Here is a 19,582-nt window from a genome sequence, read left to right on the forward strand (position 1 = left end):
ACCCGTCGGACGCGTGGGACCCGTTCTGCCAGCTGCTCCGGGGGCGCGCCCGGAAAGCGGCGGACGATGAGTGGTCAGCCTGGTTCTTTGAGGGGTGCGGACCCGGCGGTGAGTGGTCGGGCCCGGAGGATGAGCGGCTGGACTGGGTGCCGGCGCTCAGGCCGGCGGGGTCGCCTCCGCGGCCGCCCGTGCCGCCCGGGGCAGCGCCGACAGCACCCGGTCCAGTGCCGCGTCGTCATGGGCCGCGGACAGGAACCAGGCCTCGAACGCCGACGGCGCCGCGTACACCCCGTCGGCCAGCAGGCTGTGGAAGAACGCGGGGTAGCGCCAGGACTCGGACGCGAGCATGCCGGCGTAGTCCCGGACCCCGCCGTCGACGCCGAACACCGTGCTGAACAGGTTGCCCGCCACCTGCACGGTGTGGGCGACCCCGGCGGTCGACAGCGCCTCGTGCACGGCCGAACGCACGGTGGCGGAGGCGGCGTCGACCCGGGCGTAGACGTCGGCGTCGGCGGCGCGCAGCGTGGCCAGACCCGCGGCGGTGGCCACCGGGTTCCCGGACAGCGTGCCCGCCTGGTAGACCGGGCCGACCGGGGCCAGGTGGTCCATGATCGCGGCCGGACCGCCCAGCCCGGCGACCGGCAGCCCGCCGCCGATCACCTTGCCGAACGTGAGCAGGTCGGGGTTCCAGCCCTCGGGCCGGGACTCCAGGCCCCACCAGCCCGCGGGGCCGACCCGGAAGCCGGTCAGCACCTCGTCCTGGATCAGCAGGGCGCCGTGCGCGTGCGCGATCCGGGACAGACCGGCGTTGAAGCCGGGGTCCGGCGGGACCACCCCCATGTTGGCCGGGGCGGCCTCGGTGATGATCGCGGCGATGCTCGGGCCGTGCTCGGCGAACGCGGCCTCGACCGCGGCCAGGTCGTTGTACGGCAGCACGATCGTCTCGGCGGCGACCGCGGCGGTGACCCCGGCGGATCCGGGCAGCGCCAGGGTGGCCACCCCGGAGCCGGCGGCGGCGAGCAGCGAGTCGACGTGCCCGTGGTAGCACCCGGCGAACTTGATCACCCGGTCGCGGCCGGTGACCCCGCGGGCCAGCCGGATCGCGGTCATGGTGGCCTCGGTGCCGGTCGACACCAGGCGCAGGCGCTCCACGGCGGGGACGCGCTCGCGGACGGCCTCGGCCAGCTCGATCTCGGTCCGGGTCGGCGCCCCGAAGCTCAGCCCGCGGTCGGCGGCGGCGTGCACCGCGTCCAGCACGGCCGGGTGGGCGTGGCCGAGCAGGGCCGGGCCCCAGGAGCCGACCAGGTCGACGTACTCGCGGCCGTCCTCGTCGGTGACGTACGCGCCGGTCGCCGAGGCCAGGAACCGCGGGGCACCGCCGACCGAGCCGTAGGCCCGCACCGGGGAGTTCACCCCACCGGGGACGACCCCCCGCGCACGCTCGAACAGCTCCTCGTTCGTGCCGGTCATCGCCACTCCTCCCGCAGCCAGTGGGCGAGCTCGACCGCCCAGTAGGTCAGCACCTGGTCCGCCCCGGCCCGCCGGATGCCGAGCACCGACTCGGTGATCGCCCGCCGCCGGTCGATCCAGCCGTTCGCCGCGGCGGCCTCGACCATCGCGTACTCACCGGAGACCTGGTAGGCGGCGACCGGCACCGTGCTCATCGCGGCCACCTCGGCCAGCACGTCCAGGTAGGGCCCGGCGGGCTTGACCATCACGACGTCCGCGCCCTCGGCGATGTCCAGCTCGACCTCGCGCAGCGCCTCGCGCCGGTTGGCCGAGTCCATCTGGTACGTGCGGCGGTCGCCCTCCAGCGTGGACTCCACCGCGTCCCGGAACGGGCCGTAGAACGCGGAGGCGAACTTCGCGGAGTAGGCCAGGATGCCGACGTCCGGGCGTCCGGCGGCGTCCAGGGTGTCCCGGATGACCGCGATCTGGCCGTCCATCATCCCGCTGGGCGCGACCATGTGCGCCCCCGCCTCGGCCTGGACCAGCGCCATCTCCGCGTAGCGCAGGAGACTGGCGTCGTTGTCCACGCTGCCGTCCGCGGCCAGCACGCCGCAGTGGCCGTGATCGGTGAACTCGTCCAGGCAGAGGTCCGCCTGGACCACCAGCGCGTCGCCGACCTCGGCCCGCACGTCCGCGATCGCGCGGTTCAGCACGCCGTCCGGGTCGGTGGCGCCGGAACCGACCGCGTCCCGCACCGCGGGCACGCCGAACAGGTTCACCGCGCTGATCCCGGCCGCGGCGGCCTCGGCCACCGCGCGGCGCAGCGAGTCGCGGGTGTGCTGGAGCACGCCCGGCATGGACACGATCTCGGTGGGCTCGGTCAGCCCCTCCTTCACGAACACCGGGAGGATCAGGTCCGCCGGGTGCAGCCGGGTCTCGGCGACCGAGCGTCGCATCGCGGGGGTGGCCCGGATCCGGCGGGGGCGGACCCGGCCGGGCTGCGCGGCGACTCCCGCGGCCAGCGCGGCAGCGTCGGGACGGGTGGGGTCGATGGTCATGACGGCTCTTCCTCGGCGGAAACGGTGGCGATCAGAGCGGCGACCAGGCCGCTCGGCGACTGCTCGGCGGCGACGGCGGACACGGTGAGCCCGGCCCGGGTCGCCTCGGCGGCGGTGGAGTCGCCGATGCCGATCAGCCGGACGCCGTCCGGGACCGGGCCGAGCATGTCGACCAGGTTGCGGGCGGTGCTGCCGGAGGTGAGCAGGACGGCGTCGATCCGCCCGTCCGCCCACTCCCGGCGGGTCTCCGGCTCGGGCATCGGGCCCGGCACGGTGCGGTAGGTGGTGACCACGTCGACCGCCCAGCCGTGGGCGCGCAGCCCCTCGGCCAGGGTGTCCGCGGCCAGGTCGCCGAGCGGCAGCAGCACCCGGCGCGGTTCGGGCTGGGAGTCGACCGCCGGCCAGGCGCGCAGCAGCGTGCGGGCCGAGGACTGCCCGGTCGGCACCACGTCGACCCGCACTCCGGCGGAGCGCAGCGCCCGGGCGGTGGAGCCGCCGACCGCGGCCACCCGCACCGCGGACAGCAGCTCGACCAGGTCGGTGCCGGTCTCGTCCGCGCGGTCGACCAGCACCGGCACGGCGGCGGCGCTGGTCACGCCCACCCAGCCGTAGTAGCCGGCCTGGATCGCGAGCAGGGTGTCGTCCAGCTCGGTCGGGTCCTCCGGCGGGACGGTCTGGATCAAGGGGACGACCACCGGCTGGGCCCCGGCGGCCAGCAGCGCGATCACCAACGGGTCGGGGCCGTCGGTCTCCCGCGGGACCAGGACGCGCAGCCCGGTCAGCGGACCCTGCGGGGCGGGCACCAGGCCGGTCTCCGGGATCATGCGCTCAGTCCGGTCAGCTCGGCGGCCCCGCGGGCGAGCAGGTCCTCGGCGACGCGTTCACCGAGGGCGGTGGCCTCGGCCGCGTCCACCACCGGGTCACCGGTGAGCGGGGTGCGGTCGGTGTGCCGCAGCCGCTCGGCGCCGTCCGGGCGCAGGGCGACGGCGGACAGGGTCAGGGACGAGGCCGCACCGTCGGCCGCCGGGTCGGCGGTCGTCAGCGGCTCCAGGTGGGCGTAGGCCCCGATCGGCGCCGCGCACCCCGCCTCCAGCCGGGCCAGCAGTGCCCGCTCCGCGAACGCCGCGAGCCGGGACGCCGGGTCGTCCAGCAGGGAGAGTGCCAGCGCCAGCGGACTGCCCGACCCGACCTCCTCGGACCGGACCTCCACCGCCAGTGCGCCCTGCGCGGGCGCCGGGGTCATCACGTCGGTGGCCAGGGTGTCGCTGATCGCGTCCAGACGACCCAGCCGGGCCAGGCCGGCGCGGGCCAGCACCACCGCGTCCAGGTCGGCGGCCTCGCCCAGCGCCCGGGCCAACCGGGTGTCGACGTTCCCGCGGATGTCGACCACCCGCAGATCCGGCCGGGCGGCCAGCAGCTGCGCGGCGCGGCGCGGCGACCCGGTGCCGACGGTCGCGCCCTCGGGCAGGGTGAGCAGGGTCAGGCCGTCCCGGGCGCACAGCGCGTCCCGGGGGTCCTCGCGCACCGGCACCGCCGCCACGGCCAGACCGTCGGCGGCGGCGGTCGGCAGGTCCTTGAACGAGTGCACCGCGACGTCGCAGCGGTCGGACAGCAGGGCGTCGCGCAGCGCGGTGACGAACACACCGGTGCCGCCCAGGCTGGTCAGCGAGCCGGTCAGCCGGTCGCCGTCGGTGCGGATCCGGACCAGCTCGTGCGGCCCGGCGCCGAGCCGGGTGAGCGCGTCGGCCACCTGACCGGTCTGCGTCAGGGCGAGCTGGCTCGCACGGGTTCCGACCCGGACCGGTTGGGGCATGGGGCCAGTCTCGGTCACCGATTCGTCCTTGTCGAAGCCGGGGTCTCCGCCAGCGCCGCCGCCACGCGCCGAGCGTCGGGGACCACCGAGGCGAGTCCGTTGCCGGAGACCCAGGCGCCGACCACCGCCAGCCCGGGCACCTCGGAGACGGCGTCGCGGACCCGGCGCACCGTCTCCCGGTGGGCCGCGCTCGGCACCGGCAGCCCCTGCCGCCAGGTCACCCGGGCCGAGTCCCGCAGCCGGTCGCGGTCCAGCGGCACCCCCAGGATCGACGACGCGTCGCGCAGGGCGACGTCGGTCAGGCCGTCCAGGTCCTCCGGCACCGCGGGGGCGCCCTCGCCGGCCCGGCCGTAGGACAGCCGCACCACGTGACGGCCGGGACCGGCCAGCCGTGCCAGCCAGCCCCACTTCGCGGTCGCGTGGGTCAGCGCCTTGGCCGTCACCTCCGGCACGTCCTTGGCGACCAGGACACCGGTGCCGCGCGGGTGGCCGTCCAGCTCGGGGGCGTCCAGCACCAGGGTCGCCAGCACGATGTCCGCGCCGGGGTCGGTGTGCAGCCCGGCCAGCTCGGGGGCGACGTCGGTCAGCAGGTCGGTGGCGTGCGGGGTCGCGACCACCAGCCGGAGCGCGGTCAGGGTGCGGCCACCGGCCTCGACCCGGAACCGCGCGGCGCCTGCGGCCCGGTGCACCGCGGTCACCGGCACCTCGCAGCGCAGCTCGCCGCCGTGCGCCCGGAGGTCGTCGACCAGCGCGTCCACCAGGGTGTGCAGGCCGCCCTCGATCGAGTGCACGGCGGACCCGGCGGGGGCGTTCGCCCGCAGCGCGCGGACGGCGAGGCTCAGCGCGCCCTCGGCCCGGGTGGACGCGACGAGTCCGGGGGCCACGGCGTCGGCGGCGATCGACTCCGGTTCGGCGGCGTGCACCCCGGCCACCACCGGACGGACCAGGCGGTCCAGCACGCGGCGGCCCATCCGGGCACGGACCAGGTCGCCGAGCGTGGTCACCTCGCCCTCCGGACGGATGCCGTGGGCGGCGGGCAGCAGCCGGTCCAGCGCGGCACGCAGCGACCCGGACCAGCCGATCGTGCGGCGGACGTCGGCCGCGAACGGATGGGCGGGGATGCCGAGCAGTCCGGTGCGGGGCAGCGGACCGGCGCCGCCGGACAGCCGGACCCAGGCGCCGTAGGGCTCCGGCGACACGACCCGCGCGGTCAGGCCCAGCTCACCGGCCAGGTCGGCGACCGCACCGCCGCGCGTGGCGAAGGACTCGGCGCCCGCGTCCAGGGTCAGGCCGTCGACCTCGTGCCGGCCGACCACACCGCCGGGGGACGCCCAGGCCTCCAGCACCACCGTGCGCAGACCCGTAGTGGCCAGCTCGCGGGCGGCGACCAGACCGGCCACCCCACCGCCGACCACGATCGCGTCCCAGTCGTCGGTGACCTGCGTCATCACGTCCTTCTTCCTCGTCCTCCGTGGCCCGTGCGGGCCCTGCTCTCCCGTGCCGGCCGGTGCGGCGGGAGGGACTCACGGCCCGTCAGCGCCCGATCGCGTGCACCAGGGCGACGACGCGGGTCAGCACGTCGGGATCGGTGGTCGGCGGTACGCCGTGACCGAGGTTCACCACGTGCCCGGGGGCGGTGGCCCCACGGGCGACGACGTCCCGGACATGCGCCTCCAGCACCGGCCACGGCGCCGCGAGCAGGGCGGGATCGATATTCCCCTGCACCGGGACGTCGCCGCCGAGCCGGTGCAGCGCCTCGTCCAGCGGGATCCGGTCGTCCACGCCGACCACGTCCGCGCCGACGTCGCGCATCGCGGCCAGCAGCTCGCCGGTGCCGGTGCCGAAGTGCACCCGGGGCACGCCCAGGTCCGCGACACGGGTCAGGGTGCGGTGCGAGGCCGGGGCCACCGACCGGGTGTAGTTCTGCAGCGACAGCGACCCGGCCCAGGAGTCGAAGAGCTGCATCGCGCTCGCCCCGGCCAGGATCTGCGCCCGCAGGAACCGTCCGGCGACGTCGGCCGCCCAGCCGGTCAGCCGGGCCCAGGTCTCCGGGTCGCCGTGCATCAGGGTGCGCGCGGCCAGGTGGTCGCGGGACGGGCGCCCCTCGACCAGGTATGCGGCCAGGGTGAACGGCGCACCCGCGAACCCGATCAGCGGGGTCCCGCCGAGCTCGGCCACGGTCAGCGACACCGCCTCGGAGATCGGGCGCAGCGCGGCCTCGTCCAGGGACTCGGCGGGGTGGTCGGCCAGCAGGCGGTCCACCTCCGCGGCGGTCCGGACCGGTGCGCCGAACACCGGTCCCACCCCGGGCTCGATCCGCACGTCCACGCCGGCCAGCTTCAGCGGGACGACGATGTCGGAGAAGAAGATCCCGGCGTCCACGTCGTGCCGGCGGACCGGCTGGAGGGTGATCTCCGCGGCCAGCGCGGGCGTCAGGCAGGCCTCCAGCATCTCGGTCCCCGCCCGCGACGCGCGGTACTCGGGCAGCGAACGACCGGCCTGGCGCATGAACCACACCGGGCGCCGCGAGGGCGTCCGGCCCCGGTAGGCGTCGATCAGCGGGGCGGAGCCGGTGCGGCCGTCGACCAGCGGGTGGCCGGCGGGCAGACCGGTCCCGTCGGGCAGGCTGGGTAGCGGACGTGACGGAGTCGACAGCGCGGAGATTGGTCCGGTCCTTTCCTGGAGTGATTCAATCGTAGCCGTGGTGCTGCTCTCGCTGGCAGCGAGCCATCAGGATCTCGATCTGTCCGTGCTGGAGCGGTTGTCCGCCGAGGCGCACGCGGTCGGACGGGATGTCGTGAGTGGACTCGCGCCCATCTCCGGTGCTGTCGTCCTCGCGACGTGCAACCGGTTCGAGGTGTACCTGGATGTCGACGACGCCGCCGACCCCGACGCGATCGACGCCGCAGCCGTCGCGGCCACCCGGGTGGTCGCAGAGCGTTCCGGCTACTCCGCTGATCACGTCGCCGGGGTGCTCTCCCCGGTCAGCGGCACCGGCGTCGCCGAGCACCTGTTCGCCGTGGCCTCCGGGCTGGAGTCGATGGTGGTGGGGGAGCGGGAGATCGCCGGGCAGGTCCGCCGGGCGCTGAGCTCCGCCCGCCGGGACGGCACCACCACCTCCGGGTTGGAGGGACTGTTCCAGGCCGCCAGCCGGACCTCCCGCGCGGTCGGGTCGCAGACCGGACTCGGGGCGGCCGGCCGTTCGGTGGTCGGGGTCGCCCTGGATCTGGTGGAGCCGGCGCTGCCGGACTGGTCCACGGTCCGCTGCCTGCTGATCGGCACCGGGTCTTACGCCGGGGCCAGCCTCGCCGCGGTCAAGGCGCGTGGCTGCACCGACATCACCGTGTACTCCGCCAGCGGCCGCGCCGGGCAGTTCGCCGCGGACCGGGGCGTGGACGCCGCGATCAGCGACCTGGCCGGAGCGCTGCCGGGCATCGATCTGGTGGTGGCGTGCTCGGGTGCGGCCGGATCACTGCTGGACGCCGACACGGTGCGCCGCGGTGCGTCCGGTCCGCTCGCGGTGGTCGACCTGGCCCTGCAGCACGACGTCGACCCCGAGGTGGGCACGCTGCCGGGCGTGACGCTGGTCGGCCTGGCCACCGTCGCCGAGCACGCCCCGGACGGCACCTCCGCCACGGTCGCCGAGGCCCGCCGGATCGTCGCCGAGGAGGTGCACACCTTCGAGGCCGAGCTGCGCACCCGGGAGTGGGACCCGCCGGTGGTCGCCGAACGCCGCCGGGTGATCGCCGAGCTCGCCTCGGTCAGCGCGGGCCTGCCTCCCCGGTCCGCACGAGTCCTGCGCCGACGGGTCCGCACCGCGCTGCACAAGCCCACCGTCCGGGCGCGGACCGCCGCCCGGTCCGGGGACACCGCGAGCTATGCCGCGGGCCTCGCGGAGCTCGCCGCGATCGACGTGGTCGCCCTCGTCAGCGGCGCCGGCGCAGGAGCCGCCGTCCTCGGCTGACCGCCGCCCCGCCCCGCTCCCGCCCCCGCCGATTGCGGAGAAGTCGTCGCCCAAATCGCCCGAAAGGCCACACGTTCTTCGCACTCGACCTGGCGGGACGGGCCCGCGTGGGGGACCGGTCAGTCGTCGAGGTGCCGGACCAGGTCGGCCGCGAGGCCGGTGTAGGCGCCGGGGGTGAGGGCCGACAGGCGCTCCGCGACGTCGGCGGGCAGACCCAGTCCGGCGATGAACCCGAGCATGTCCGCCGCCGTCAGCCGACGACCGCGGGTGAGCTCCTTCAGCCGCTCGTAGGGGTTCTCCATCCCGGTCACCCCGGCGACGGCGGCGGCGCGCATCGCGGACTGCACCGGCTCGCCGAGCACCTCCCAGTTCTGGTCCAGCTCGGTGGCCAGCAGCTCGGTGTTCACCGACAGCGCGGACAGGCCGCGGCGGACGTTGTCGACGGCGAGCAGCGAGTGCCCGAACGCCGGACCGATGTTGCGCTGGGTGGTGGAGTCGGTGAGGTCGCGCTGCAGCCTGCTGGTGACCAGGGTCGCGGACAGGGTGTCCAGCAGGGCGCAGGACAGCTCCAGGTTCGCCTCGGCGTTCTCGAACCGGATCGGGTTCACCTTGTGCGGCATCGTCGAGGACCCGGTCGCACCGGCCACCGGGATCTGCACGAAGACGCCGCGGGAGATGTAGGTCCACACGTCGGTGGCCAGGTTGTGCAGCACCCGGTTGAACCGGGCGAGGTCCGCGTAGAGCTCGGCCTGCCAGTCGTGCGACTCGATCTGGGTGGTGAGCGGGTTCCAGGTCAGTCCCAGGTGCTCGACGAAGGTTCGCGACACCTCGGGCCAGTCGGCACCGGGGACCGCCACCACATGCGCGCCGTAGGTGCCGGTGGCCCCGTTGAGCTTGCCCAGGTACTCGGCGCGCTCGATCCGGCGCAGCTGCCGGCCCAGGCGGTGGGCCAGCACGGCCAGCTCCTTGCCGAGGGTGGTCGGGGTGGCGGGCTGACCGTGGGTGAGCGCGAGCATCGGGACGTCGGCGTGCTCACGGGCCAGGTCGGCGACCTGCGCGACCAGGGCGGAGGCGGCGGGGAGCCACACGTCGCGGACCGCGCCGCGCACCATCAGGGCGTAGGACAGGTTGTTGATGTCCTCGCTGGTGCAGCAGAAGTGCACCAGCTCGCCGAGGGCGGGCAGCGCGGTGCCGGCGGCCGCCGCCAGCCGGCGCTTGAGGAAGTACTCGACGGCCTTCACGTCGTGCACGGTGGTGCGCTCGATCTCGGCCAGCTCCGCGATCTCCGCGGCGCCGAAGCCGGTGACGACGGCACGGAGGTAGGCCCGCTCGTCGTCGGTGAGGGCGGGGGCGCCCGGCACGACCTGGTGCGTGGTCAGGTGGATCAGCCACTCGACCTCCACGTGCACCCGCTCGCGGTTCAGCGCACCCTCGGACAGGTGGTCCACCAGCGGGGCGACCGCCGGTCGGTACCGGCCGTCCAGCGGGCCGAGGGCGAGCGGCGGGGTGACCTCCGCGAGGGTCACGCGGGCGGCGGGCTCCTGAGGCATGGTCCGCATCTTTCCATGCCGGTGACCGGCGACCGGTCCTGCGTGCGGGGGCGGTTTCACCCGCACTCCTCACGTCGGTGGCCGATCGGACGATGAGCACGGCACGCCCGGGGTCGTGACGGTGCCACGCGGGCAGTACCACGAGGGGGGACATCTGATGGTGGGACTGTTGCGACGGCGGACGACGGTCGAGGACGAGCGCGACGCCGCGGGGCACGGTGTGGACCGTGAGCTGCACGCGCTGGACGCGGTCGTCCGCGCGCTCGGCGAGCACGCGAGCACCGGCGGCACCCGTGAGCTGCTGGACGCGATCCGGACCGGGCTCGACTTCGAGTACGCCTCGGTCTGGCGCGTCGACGAGTCGGTGCAGGCGCTCGTGTTCGAGGACCAGTGCGGGGAACTGTCCGCCGAGCTGACCCGGATGTCGCCGTCGTTCCAGATGCCCAAGGGCGTCGGGCTGTGCGGGGTCGCCTGGGAACGCGACACCGTGCTGCCGATCGCGGACCTCACCCAGGTCGAGCCCAACTGCTCCCGCGGCCAGGTCTTCCTGCGCGCGGGCGCCCGGGGTGCCATGACCATGCCGCTGTGGCGCGAGGGCACGGTGATCGCGGTGGTCGAGCTGCTGTCGCGTCGCCCGCGCGCCGAAGGCCCGGACCAGGTCGCCGTGCTGAACATCCTCACCCGCACCGTCTCCCAGGTGCTGGCCGCCCGGTTCGCCGAGCGGGAGATCGCCCAGGTCGCACGGGATCAGAAGGCGGTCACCACGTCGGTGACCCGGGTCGGCGCCTGCCAGGACGAGGAGTCCGCGCTGCGCACCGCGCTGGACACCGTCCGGGAGGAGTTCGGCTGGGAGTACGGGTCCTACTGGGCGGTCGACCCCGAGTCCCGCGTGCTGCGGTTCGGGGTGGAGTCCGGCACCGCCGGTGCCGAGTTCCGCGCGGTGACCCTGTCGGCGAGCTTCGCGGAGGGGGTCGGCCTGGCCGGTCGCGCCTGGCGGGCTCGGGACCTGGTGTTCGTCCGCGACCTCGGTGAGCTGACCGACTGCGTCCGGGCGCCGGCGGCACAGCGTGCCGGTGTCCGCTCCGGGGTGTGCCTGCCCGTGGTGGTCGGCGGCGAGGTGGTCGGGACGATGGACTTCTTCACCACCGAGACCATCGATCTGAGCGAGAGCCGCCGGGGATCGCTGCGGAACGTGGCGAAGCTGGTCTCCCAGCGGCTGGACATCCTCCGGGCCTCGATGCGGGACCGCGGCGCCGCCGACGCCCTGCTCACCAGCGTGGCGCGGCTGTCCGAGAGCGCCGGTGAGGCGCTCGCCGTGGCGGAGGAGGCCGTGCAGCAGACCGCGGCGATGGCCGATCAGGTCCGGGTGCTGGAGGCCTCGTCGGCCGCGGTCGGGGACGTGATCCGGGTGATCTCCACCATCGCCGACCAGACCAACCTGCTGGCGCTGAACGCGACCATCGAGGCGGCCCGGGCCGGTCAGGCGGGTCGCGGCTTCGCGGTCGTCGCCACCGAGGTCAAGGAGCTGGCCGGTGGCACCTCGGTGGCCACCAGCCGGGTGGAGCAGCAGGTCGCGGACATCCAGGCGAACACCACCGCGGTGGCGGAGGGGATCGAGTCGGTCAGCAGCACCATCCGCCGGATGGACGAGGTCCAGGCCCGGATCGGCGAGGTGCTGGACGAGCAGCGGCAGATGGCGCGCAGCTTCCAGATGGCCTGAGCGGGCCCGGAGAGGCCGGGGCCGTCAGTCCTTGCGCGACTCGGGGATCAGCACCGACAGCACGAAGCTGACGATCGAGACGATCAGCGCCCCGATCACCGCCGTGCCGAAGCTGTCGATCCGCAGGCCCCAGTCGGTCTGCTCGGTGATCCACGCCGTCAGCATCAGCATCAGGGCGTTGACCACCAGGGTGAACAGGCCGAGCGTGAGGATGTAGAGCGGGATGCTCACCACCTGCACGATCGGCTTGACGATGGCGTTCACGATCCCGAACACCAGCGCCACCAGCAGGATGATCCCGATCCGGCCACCGGTGGTGGTGGCCCCGACGATCTCCATCCCGGACAGCAGGATCTCGGCCAGCCAGAGGGCCACACCGCTGATCAGCACGCGCACGATGAATCTCATGGCCCGATGGTGCCATTCTGTCGGTCGTGAAGCACGTGCCACTGCGCCCCGCCCTGTCCACGCTGCCGCCCTACGTGCCCGGTGCCCGGGTCCCGGTCGGGGCCGCGGCCTACAAGCTGTCCTCGAACGAGAACCCGTATCCGCCGCTGCCGTCGGTGGTGGCCGCGATCGCGGACGGCGCGGTGGACGTGAACCGCTACCCGGACATGTACGCCACCGAGCTGACCGACGCGGTGGCCGTGCACCTGGGCGTGCAGCCGGACCAGGTGGTGGCGGGCTGCGGGTCGGTGGCGGTGCTCGGGCACATCCTGGCGGCGTTCTGCGACGCGGGTGACCAGGTGGTCTACCCGTGGCGGTCCTTCGAGGCCTACCCGATCGCGGTGACGCTGGCCGGGGCGGAGTCGGTGCAGGTGCCGACCGGCGACGACGGGCGGCTCGACCTGCCCGCGATGGCCGCCGCGGTGACCGAGCGGACCCGCGTGGTGCTGGTCTGCACGCCGAACAACCCGACCGGCCCGGCGGTGCACGCGGCCGAGCTGGACGCGTTCCTGGCGGCGGTGCCCCGGAACGTGCTGGTGGTGCTGGACGAGGCCTACGTGGAGTTCGTCCGGGACCCGCAGGCGCCCGACGGGCTGGCGGTGCTGGCCGCGCACCCGAACGTGGTGCTGCTGCGGACCTTCTCCAAGGCGTACGGCCTGGCCGGGCTGCGGGTCGGCTTCGCGGTGGCGGACGCACGCCTGGCGGCGGGGATCCGGTCCGCGTCCACCCCGTTCGGGGTCTCGCACCTGGCTCAGCTCGCCGGGGTGGCCTCTTTGCGCGCCGCGGACGAGCTGCTCGACCGGGTCGACCGGATCGTCCTGGAGCGGGCCCGGCTGCTGGACGGGCTGCGCGCGCAGGGCTGGGACGTGCCGGACTCGCAGGCGAACTTCGTCTGGCTGCCGCTCGGCGACGCGTCCGCCCGGTTCGCCCAGGAGGCCACCGAGGCCGGGGTCCTGGTGCGGCCGTTCGCCGCGGACGGCGTGCGGATCAGCGTGGGCGAGCCGGAGGCCACCGACCTGGTGCTGCAGGTCGCCGGGCAGTTCCGTCGTTAGCTGTCGGGTGGGACCGTTACGCTGCCCACCACCAGGGCGATTCTCCGGTCGAGCCGCAGTGCCGCGATCGCCCTCTCGCGCGGTCACGCCGCCGGGACAGCACGAAGGGTGGTCCTTTGACCGACAGCGCTGACTGGCCCGCGCCTCCGCACGACTTCGGGGACCCCGCCGACGGCGAGCTGATCCGGCTGCTGCTGGTCGAGGACGACGACGCCGACGCCGTGCTCGTGGCCGAACACCTGGACGACGCCGGGCTCTCGGTGCGGACGGAGCGGGCACGCTCGCTGACCGAGGCGGTCGACCGTCTGGACGTCGACTGCGTCCTGCTGGACCTGGGCCTTCCGGACGCGCACGGGCTGGACGCGCTGAGCACCCTGCTGCACGCCGGAGCGCCGGCGATCGTCGTGCTCACCGGGGACATCGACAGCGACACCGGCCTGCAGGCGGTGGCCGCCGGGGCGCAGGACTACCTGGTCAAGGGCGAGGTGGACGGGGAGCTGCTGAGCCGGTCGATCCGCTACGCCGTGCAGCGCCGTCAGCTGCAGGCCGCCGACCGCGAGCTGTACCGCTCCCGGATCCAGGCCGAGGAGACCGTGCGGTTCGAGCGCGCGCTGCTGCCGCGTCCGGCGGTCCGGGACCGGCATCTGGAGGTGCAGGTCGGCTACCGCGCGGGCCGCGCCGGGGTGCTGGGCGGCGACTTCTACGACGTGGTGGAGCTGGCCGACGGCAGCGTGCTCGCGCTGGTCGGCGACGTGTGCGGCCACGGACCGGACGAGGCGGCGCTCGGCGCGGTGCTCCGGACCGCCTGGCGCACCCTGGTGCTGGCCGACACACCGGTCGATCAGCTCTTCCCCATGGTCGAGCGGGTCCTGATCTCCGAGCGCAGCCGCCCGGAGATCTTCACCACCGCGTCCATGGTGCGGATCTCCCCGGACCGCCGGGCCGTCGACCTGTACCTCGCCGGGCACCCGGTGCCGCTCTGCCTGGGCGACCCGGCCACGGGTCAGCCCTCGGAGCTGCTGCCGAACGACCGCCGCGGCCGGGCGTGGGGCATCCCGCTCGACGGCGCCTGGGAGCCGGCCCGGCTGGAGCTGGGCGACCGCTGGCGGCTGATGATGTACACCGACGGCGTGCTGGAGGCGACCATCGCCGGGCGCGGTTCGGAGCGGCTCGGCAAGGACGGGCTGCTGACGGTGGTGGACGAGGCCCTGGCCGCGGGCTCGCGCGATCTGGTGGAGGTCGTGCTGCACGAGGTCCGCGCCCGGCACGGCGGTGAGCTGGTGGACGACACGGCGCTGGTCGTCGTCGGCTGGGACGGGGTGACCACGGCGTGACCACCACCACGCTGCGCAGCCGGCTGTTCCGCGCCCTGACCGCGGGCGGCATCGTGCTGGCGCTGATCGTCGCGGGCGCCGGTGTCGCGGTCTGGAAGATGATCGACCGGCAGACCCAGGTCGCCGACCGGTACTTCGCGGTCATCACCGCGGCCGACAGCGCTTACACCCGCCTGGTCGACGCGGAGACCGCGGTGCGCGGCTACGCGATCACCGGGTCGGAGGTCACCCTCGAGCCCTACCAGCGGGTCGACGACGCCCTGGACGCGTTCGCGGCGGTGGCCGAGAACCGCAGCGGCCGGATCTCCCCGCAGGTGCAGGAGGCCGCGCAGGCGGCGATCGACGCCGCCGAGTCGTGGAACGAGGAGTTCGCCGAGCCGATCATCGCCCAGGTGGCCGCGGAGGGCCCCGCGGCGGTCGGCGCGGACGAGATCAACTCCGGGCAGGTCGAGTTCGACCGGACCCGCGCCGCGGTGCAGGACTACCTGGACCTGCTGCGCGAGCGGCGGGACATCGCCTCCGGCGAGCTGGACCAGTGGACCCAGCTGGTGGTGCTGGCGCTGTCGCTGCTGGCGGTCGCGGCGGTGGTCGCCGCGGGCCTGCTGTGGCAGACCCTGCGGCGCTGGATCACCGCACCGCTGAACGCCCTGGCCGAGGACAGCCGCGCGGTGGCCTCCGGCGATCTGCACCACCGGGTCGAGACGACCGGCCCGGGCGAGATCGCCGCCCTGGCGGCGGACGTCGAGCGGATGCGGCTGAGCCTGGTCGAGCAGCTGCAGGCGATCGAGGCGTCCCGGGCCGAGGTGGCGGACGCCCACGAGCAGCTGACCGAGCAGGCCGAAGAGCTGCGCCGGTCCAACCGGGACCTGGAGCAGTTCGCCTACGTCGCCTCGCACGACCTGCAGGAGCCGCTGCGCAAGGTCGCGAGCTTCACCCAGCTGCTGCAGAAGCGCTACGGCGGGCAGCTGGACGAGCGCGCGGACCAGTACATCGGCTTCGCGGTGGACGGGGCCAAGCGGATGCAGGCGCTGATCCAGGACCTGCTCGGTTTCTCCCGGGTGGGCCGGCTGGGCGGTGAGGTGGTGGACGTGCCGATGGGCGCCGCGCTCGCGGACGCGCTGGACAACCTGGGCGTCCTGGTCGAGGACAGCGGCGCGACGGTCCAGGCCGAGGACCTGCCGGTGGTCAGCGGTGAGCGCGGGCTGTTGGTCCAGCTGCTGCAGAACCTGGTCGGCAACGCGATCAAGTTCCGCGACCAGGACCGCGACCCGGTGGTGCGCCTGACCGCGCGCCGGGTCGGCGACGACTGGGAGTTCGAGTGCCGGGACAACGGCATCGGCATCGACGCGCAGTACGCGGAGCGGGTGTTCGTCATCTTCCAGCGGCTGCACCCCAAGGACGTGTACGGCGGCACCGGCATCGGGCTGGCGCTGTGCAAGAAGATCGTCGAGTACCACGGCGGTCGGATCTGGCTCGGGGAACCCGACGGACCGGGCACCAGCATCCGCTGGACGCTGCCCGCGGCGGGGCCCGACGAGGCGCCGGCACTGCCCGGCGCGACGGAGGAGTGAACATGGCGGGCAAGGTCATCGACGTGCTGCTGGTGGAGGACGACCCGGGCGACGTCCTCATGACGCAGGAGGCGTTCGAGCACAACAAGGTCGCCAACCGACTGTCCGTCGTCCCCGACGGGGTCAGCGCCATGGAGTTCCTGCGCAAGGAGGGCGAGCACGCCGACGCCCCGACTCCGGACCTGATCCTGCTGGACCTCAACCTGCCCAAGATGGACGGCCGCGAGGTGCTGGAGGCGCTCAAGGGTGACGAGGCGCTGCGGCGGATCCCGGTCGTGGTGCTCACCACCTCCGAGGCCGAGGAGGACGTGGTGCGCTCGTACTCCCTGCACGCCAACGCCTACGTGACCAAGCCGGTCGACTTCGACCGGTTCATCGAGGTCGTCCGGCAGATCGACGAGTTCTTCGTCGAGGTGGTGCGTCTTCCCCAGCGCTGAGCCGCCGTTCGCGGGATGCTGGCCCCATGGACGACAGTTCGCGCAATGAGGTGCTCGCCTGGCTGGGCAGCGGGATCGGCATCACGATCGCGGTCGTGGTGTGGCTGGTGTTCTTCATCGCCTACGTCCGGATCATCCAGAAGGCGGGGTACTCCGGCTGGTGGATCCTGATCGGCCTGGTCCCGGTGGTGAACGTGATCATGTTCCTGGTGTTCGCGTACTCCCGGTGGCCGGTGCAGCGGGAGAACGACGAGCTGCGTGCCCGCCTCGGGGTTCCCCCCGGGTACTGACCGGATTCCCGGATCCCACGACCGCGCCGCGCCCATCAGGCTGGGTGTCGCGCGGTTGTGGGATCCGCACAACGTGTCCACGGGAGTCTTGACGACCCCTTGGCCCACGGACCTACGGTTGCGTAGCCTACGGTGGCGTAGGTTGGACGACGTCCCGGACCCGGGGCGCCGACGCAGGCGAAGGAGAACCGCGTGCACGACAGCGGACCGCTGACCGACGACGGGCTCGTCCAGTTGCTCACCCCCATCGGGGAGCGGGTCGAGCACCCCGACTACAGCCCGCGGGTGGCACACCTGGACGCGGACGCGCTGCGCGGCATGTGGCGCGACATGGTGCTGGTGCGCCGCTTCGACACCGAGGCGACCTCGCTGCAGCGCCAGGGCGAGCTCGGGCTCTGGGTGCAGAGCCTGGGCCAGGAGGCGGCGCAGATCGGCTCCGGTCGCGCGCTGGCCCCGCAGGACTTCGTCTTCCCGTCCTACCGCGAGCACGGCGTGGCCCACACCCGCGGCCTCGACCTGACCCAGCTGCTGCGGCTGTTCCGCGGCATCGACCACGGCGGCTGGAACCCGGACGACTACAACTTCCACCTCTACACGCTGGTCATCGGCTCGCACACCCTGCATGCCACCGGCTATGCGATGGGGGTGCAGCGCGACGGAGCCGTCGGCACCGGCGACCCCGAGCGGGACACCGCGGTGGTGACCTACTTCGGCGACGGCGCGACCGCCCAGGGCGACGTGAACGAGGCCCTGGTGTTCTCCGCGGTGAACAACGCGCCGCTGGTGCTGTTCTGCCAGAACAACCAGTGGGCGATTTCCGAGTCCACCGTCCGGCAGGCCCGGGTGCCGCTGGCCGACCGCGGTCTCGGCTTCGGCGTCCCCAGCGTGCGGGTCGACGGCAACGACGTCCTGGCCTGCTACGCGGTGACCGCCGAGGCGCTGGAGCGGGCCCGGTCCGGCGGCGGCCCGACCTTCATCGAGGCGTTCACCTACCGGATGGGTGCCCACACCACCTCCGACGACCCGACCCGCTACCGGTCGGCCGCCGAGGAGGACTACTGGCGTCAGCGCGATCCGATCGACCGCCTGACCGCCTACCTGACCGCCGCGGGCGAGCTGCCCGACGACTTCCGGACCGCGGTCCAGGCCGAGGCCGACGCGCTGGGCGAGCGCACCCGGGAGTTCACCCGGTCCCTGGGCCGCCCGGGCACCGGCACGATGTTCGAGCACGTCTACGCCACTCCCCACGCCATCGTCGACGCGGAGCGCCAGTGGTTCGAGCGCTACGAGTCGTCCTTCATCGGAGGTGCAGCAGAGTGAACGCGCCGAGACCGCAGAAGATCACCTTCGCCAAGGCCATCAACACCGGCCTGCGCCGCGCGATGGACCGCGACCCCAAGGTCATGCTGATGGGCGAGGACATCGGCGCGCTCGGTGGCGTGTTCCGGGTCACCGACGGACTGGCCAAGGACTTCGGCAGCGATCGGGTGGTCGACACCCCGCTCGCCGAGTCCGGCATCATCGGCACCGCGATCGGCCTGGCGCTGCGCGGCTACCGCCCGGTGTGCGAGATCCAGTTCGACGGCTTCATCTTCCCGGGCTTCGACCAGATCACCACCCAGCTGGCCAAGATGCACTACCGCTCCCGCGGGCGCCTGAACCTGCCGGTCGTGATCCGGGTGCCGTTCGGCGGCGGGATCGGTGCGGTGGAGCACCACAGCGAGTCCCCGGAGGTGCTGTTCGCGCACACCGCCGGTCTGCGGATCGTCAGCCCGTCCAGCCCGGCGGACGCGCACGTGATGATCCAGCAGGCGATCGCCAGCCCGGACCCGGTGATGTTCTTCGAGCCCAAGGGCCGGTACTGGGAGAAGGGCGAGGTCGACACCGAGGCCGACCCGCTCGCCCCCGCCGCCGGTGCCCTGCTGGACTCCGCCCGCGTCCTGCGCGCCGGCACCGAGGTCACCCTGGTCGCGCACGGTCCGACCGTCGCCACCGCGCTCAAGGTCGCCGAGTCGGCCGCCGCCGAGGGTCGCAGCATCGAGGTGGTCGACCTGCGCGCGATCTCCCCGCTGGACGTGACCACGGTGGCCGAGTCGGTCCGCCGCACCGGTCGCTGCGTCGTCGTGCACGAGGCCCCGGTGCTGTACGGCACCGGCGCCGAGGTCGCCGCGCGGATCACCGAGGAGTGCTTCTACCACCTCCAGGCCCCCGTGCTGCGGGTCGGCGGCTTCCACTCGCCCTACCCGGTGGCCAAGCTGGAGCACGAGTACCTGCCCGGCCTCGACCGGGTGCTGGACGCCGTCGACCGCGTCCTCGCCCACTGAGCTGCTCGTTTCCGACAAGGAGAACCTGTGCCGTCCTACCAGCAGTTCAACCTCCCCGACGCCGGTGAGGGCCTGACCGAGGCCGAGATCGCCGCCTGGCACGTCGCCGTCGGTGACACGGTCGAGATCAACCAGACCATCGTCGAGGTCGAGACCGCCAAGTCCCTGGTGGACCTGCCCAGCCCGTACGCGGGCGTGGTGGTCGACCTGCTGGTCAGCGAAGGCGAGACCGTCGAGGTCGGTGTGCCGATCATCGTGGTGGACACCGACCCGCAGGGCGCGGGGCAGCCGTACGTGCGCGGGGGAGGCACGGCCTCCGCCGGACCGGTGACGCCCGCGCCGCAGTCCACCGCCCCGACGGCCGAGACCGCTGCTGCCGAGACCGCCGCGTCCGGCACTGCTGAGTCCGGCACCGCTGCGTCCGGCACTGCTGTCGAGTCCGAGGCCGCCGGGGGTGCGGTGCTGGTCGGCTACGGGACCGCCGAGGCCCCCAGTCGCCGTCGCGTGCGGTTCACCTCCGCCGAGGGGGACCCTGCCGTCGCCGCCCCGGCCTCCGGCACCGGCACCACCGGT

18 protein-coding genes are annotated in these 19,582 nt (G+C 74.0%); 10 read left to right on the forward strand and 8 right to left on the reverse strand.

Annotated elements, in window-relative coordinates:
• Positions 1-156: 156 nt before the first annotated feature.
• The 6 genes from hemL to hemE all read right to left on the reverse strand — a co-directional run bounded on the left by hemL (position 157) and on the right by hemE (position 6,975).
• Positions 157-1,470, reverse strand: coding sequence for a glutamate-1-semialdehyde 2,1-aminomutase (hemL, locus tag OGL89_RS03310; RefSeq protein WP_263118446.1), 1,314 nt, complete (start codon positions 1,468-1,470; stop codon positions 157-159).
• Positions 1,467-2,507, reverse strand: coding sequence for a porphobilinogen synthase (hemB, locus tag OGL89_RS03315; protein ID WP_263118447.1), 1,041 nt, complete (start codon positions 2,505-2,507; stop codon positions 1,467-1,469). Before hemB ends, hemL begins: the two co-directional genes overlap by 4 nt.
• On the reverse strand, positions 2,504-3,331 hold the full coding sequence (locus tag OGL89_RS03320) for a uroporphyrinogen-III synthase (RefSeq protein WP_263118448.1): 828 nt from the start codon (positions 3,329-3,331) through the stop codon (positions 2,504-2,506). Before OGL89_RS03320 ends, hemB begins: the two co-directional genes overlap by 4 nt.
• Positions 3,328-4,320, reverse strand: a complete 993-nt coding sequence (gene hemC / locus OGL89_RS03325; RefSeq protein WP_263118449.1) for a hydroxymethylbilane synthase — start codon at positions 4,318-4,320, stop codon at positions 3,328-3,330. Before hemC ends, OGL89_RS03320 begins: the two co-directional genes overlap by 4 nt.
• A gap of 14 nt (positions 4,321-4,334) precedes the next feature.
• The gene (locus tag OGL89_RS03330) at positions 4,335-5,768 is read right to left on the reverse strand and encodes an FAD-dependent oxidoreductase (protein WP_263118450.1); all 1,434 of its coding nucleotides are present in this window, start codon (positions 5,766-5,768) and stop codon (positions 4,335-4,337) included.
• A gap of 85 nt (positions 5,769-5,853) precedes the next feature.
• Entirely contained in the window at positions 5,854-6,975 is a 1,122-nt protein-coding gene (gene hemE, locus OGL89_RS03335; protein WP_263118461.1) for a uroporphyrinogen decarboxylase, read from the reverse strand.
• A gap of 46 nt (positions 6,976-7,021) precedes the next feature.
• Here hemE and OGL89_RS03340 point away from each other — a divergent pair, with 46 nt between their 5' ends.
• The gene (locus OGL89_RS03340) at positions 7,022-8,284 is read left to right on the forward strand and encodes a glutamyl-tRNA reductase (protein WP_263118451.1); all 1,263 of its coding nucleotides are present in this window, start codon (positions 7,022-7,024) and stop codon (positions 8,282-8,284) included.
• A gap of 119 nt (positions 8,285-8,403) precedes the next feature.
• Here the strand turns inward: OGL89_RS03340 and purB are convergent, their stop codons facing one another.
• Positions 8,404-9,834 (reverse strand): adenylosuccinate lyase, encoded by a 1,431-nt coding sequence (purB, locus tag OGL89_RS03345; protein WP_263118452.1) that lies wholly within the window; start codon positions 9,832-9,834, stop codon positions 8,404-8,406.
• 157 nt (positions 9,835-9,991) lie between these two features.
• Between purB and OGL89_RS03350 the strand changes: the two genes are divergently transcribed.
• Complete coding sequence (locus tag OGL89_RS03350) at positions 9,992-11,554, forward strand: GAF domain-containing protein (RefSeq protein WP_276581906.1); 1,563 nt, start codon at positions 9,992-9,994, stop codon at positions 11,552-11,554.
• 24 nt (positions 11,555-11,578) lie between these two features.
• Here the strand turns inward: OGL89_RS03350 and OGL89_RS03360 are convergent, their stop codons facing one another.
• On the reverse strand, positions 11,579-11,962 hold the full coding sequence (locus OGL89_RS03360) for a phage holin family protein (RefSeq protein WP_263118453.1): 384 nt from the start codon (positions 11,960-11,962) through the stop codon (positions 11,579-11,581).
• A 26-nt stretch (positions 11,963-11,988) separates the two neighbouring features.
• Between OGL89_RS03360 and hisC the strand changes: the two genes are divergently transcribed.
• From hisC to OGL89_RS03400, 8 genes are all read left to right on the forward strand, one after another.
• The gene (hisC, locus tag OGL89_RS03365; protein WP_263118454.1) at positions 11,989-13,053 is read left to right on the forward strand and encodes a histidinol-phosphate transaminase; all 1,065 of its coding nucleotides are present in this window, start codon (positions 11,989-11,991) and stop codon (positions 13,051-13,053) included.
• 116 nt (positions 13,054-13,169) lie between these two features.
• Positions 13,170-14,387: a SpoIIE family protein phosphatase gene (locus OGL89_RS03370; RefSeq protein WP_263118455.1), complete on the forward strand. Its 1,218-nt coding sequence runs from the start codon at positions 13,170-13,172 to the stop codon at positions 14,385-14,387.
• Positions 14,384-15,958, forward strand: coding sequence for an ATP-binding protein (locus OGL89_RS03375; RefSeq protein ID WP_263118456.1), 1,575 nt, complete (start codon positions 14,384-14,386; stop codon positions 15,956-15,958). The genes OGL89_RS03370 and OGL89_RS03375 overlap by 4 nt, the downstream gene beginning before the upstream one ends.
• Positions 15,959-15,960: 2 nt before the next feature.
• Entirely contained in the window at positions 15,961-16,395 is a 435-nt protein-coding gene (locus OGL89_RS03380; protein WP_263118457.1) for a response regulator, read from the forward strand.
• Between the two features lie 26 nt (positions 16,396-16,421).
• A complete protein-coding gene (locus tag OGL89_RS03385; protein WP_263118458.1) occupies positions 16,422-16,685 on the forward strand; it encodes a DUF805 domain-containing protein in 264 nt (87 codons plus the stop codon).
• 192 nt (positions 16,686-16,877) lie between these two features.
• Positions 16,878-18,005, forward strand: a complete 1,128-nt coding sequence (locus OGL89_RS03390) for a thiamine pyrophosphate-dependent dehydrogenase E1 component subunit alpha (RefSeq protein ID WP_263118459.1) — start codon at positions 16,878-16,880, stop codon at positions 18,003-18,005.
• Positions 18,006-18,067: 62 nt separating this feature from the next.
• Positions 18,068-19,009: an alpha-ketoacid dehydrogenase subunit beta gene (locus tag OGL89_RS03395; RefSeq protein ID WP_263118463.1), complete on the forward strand. Its 942-nt coding sequence runs from the start codon at positions 18,068-18,070 to the stop codon at positions 19,007-19,009.
• A 27-nt stretch (positions 19,010-19,036) separates the two neighbouring features.
• Positions 19,037-19,582, forward strand: a 546-nt coding sequence (locus tag OGL89_RS03400; RefSeq protein WP_346770665.1) for a biotin/lipoyl-containing protein, incomplete at its 3' end; no start/stop codon positions are given.

Source organism: Cellulomonas sp. RIT-PI-Y (genome assembly GCF_025642745.1).
Lineage (GTDB): Bacteria > Actinomycetota > Actinomycetes > Actinomycetales > Cellulomonadaceae > Cellulomonas.